Annotated in this window: 1 protein-coding gene and 1 pseudogene; one reads left to right on the plus strand and one right to left on the minus strand. The window is 59.5% G+C overall.

Annotation, left to right across the window (positions count from 1 at the left end; translation table 11 throughout):
• Positions 1-201 precede the first annotated feature (201 nt).
• On the minus strand, positions 202-861 hold the full coding sequence (locus tag ACIOJF_RS17950; RefSeq protein WP_105662740.1) for a GntR family transcriptional regulator: 660 nt from the start codon (positions 859-861) through the stop codon (positions 202-204).
• Positions 862-1012: 151 nt separating this feature from the next.
• Between ACIOJF_RS17950 and ACIOJF_RS17955 the strand changes: the two are divergent.
• Positions 1013-1167 (plus strand): annotated as a pseudogene (locus tag ACIOJF_RS17955) (serine hydroxymethyltransferase); the annotation flags it as partial.

A 1167-nucleotide genomic window follows, 5' to 3' on the forward strand; every position in this document is an offset into this window, starting at 1 on the left:
GCGGAGAGGTCGTTTTGCACGGTTTGGACGTGGAGGTCGAATTCCTCGGGGGGTGCTGGTGGGGTGAGGCTGTTTCCGTGCGCCTTTGCTTCGGAGATGTTCTAATTATACTTCGCGTGTTCGAACATGTCTTCGATTCTGAGAAATGAGGATAAGTATTTTTTCGCAGTGCATGGCATCGCTCCAGCGGTGAAGCCGTGGCTAGAGAACGGATCGCACCGACGTCTCGAAATGCACGATATGCTCCAGGGCCAACTCCTGTGCCAGCTGCGCGTCGCCGTCGAGGATGGCTTGGAGCAGCGAGATGTGTTCTTCAATGTGCTCGTCGATGCTCGGCAGGCGATCCAGGGCCATGCACCAGATGCGGGTGGCAAGGTTATCCAGGCGGATCAGTGTCTGCTCCAGGTGGTGATTGCCGGCCGCTTGGTAGATCAGCCGGTGCACTTCCAGGTCGTTCTCCATCAGCGTGCGCCGGAGATTCGCGCCCGACAGCTGGCTGACGGCTTGGAGCGTTGCCTCGATGCGACTGCGTGCACTGCCGCCATGCAGGGCTGCTGCCTTGGCCGCGGCGAGGGGTTCCAGGGCTTCGCGGACTTCGGTGATATCGGCCAGCTCCGTGATGTCCACGCGGGTGGCAAAGGTGCCGCGTCGCGGATAGGACTGCACCAGGTGGTCGACCTCCAGGCGCTTGAGCGCCTCGCGCAACGGCGTGCGGCCGACCCCAAGTTCGTTGACCAGATGGGCTTCGTTGATCGGGTCGCCGGGGGCGATGTCCATCATGATGAGCCGGTCTCGCAGAACCAGGTAGGCGCGTTCAGCCAGGGACTCGGCGCCCACGGGAAGCTGTGTGGCGAGTGTCATCTTGCCTCCGTTTTCTCTGTTCCATACTGCGTGATTGCTACACGCTGAAATAATTTCGGGCTACCCATTGACCGGGCTGTGACTTCCATCATACAGTGAATCGCAGATTGATATATCAGTTGTCGGCAATTCATACATTTAGGAATGGGCAATGGCACAAGCTTCAACTCTCTCGGCAGATTCCCTGACCGCAGACCTCGCGCATCTCGATCCGGAGATCGCGCAGCGTATTGACGCTGAGCTGGCTCGCCAGCAGCGCGGCCTGGAAATGATCGCTTCGGAGAACCACACTGCGCAGGCAATCAT

Source organism: Glutamicibacter sp. NPDC087831 (genome assembly GCF_044742845.1).
In the GTDB taxonomy this organism is placed as follows: domain Bacteria; phylum Actinomycetota; class Actinomycetes; order Actinomycetales; family Micrococcaceae; genus Glutamicibacter.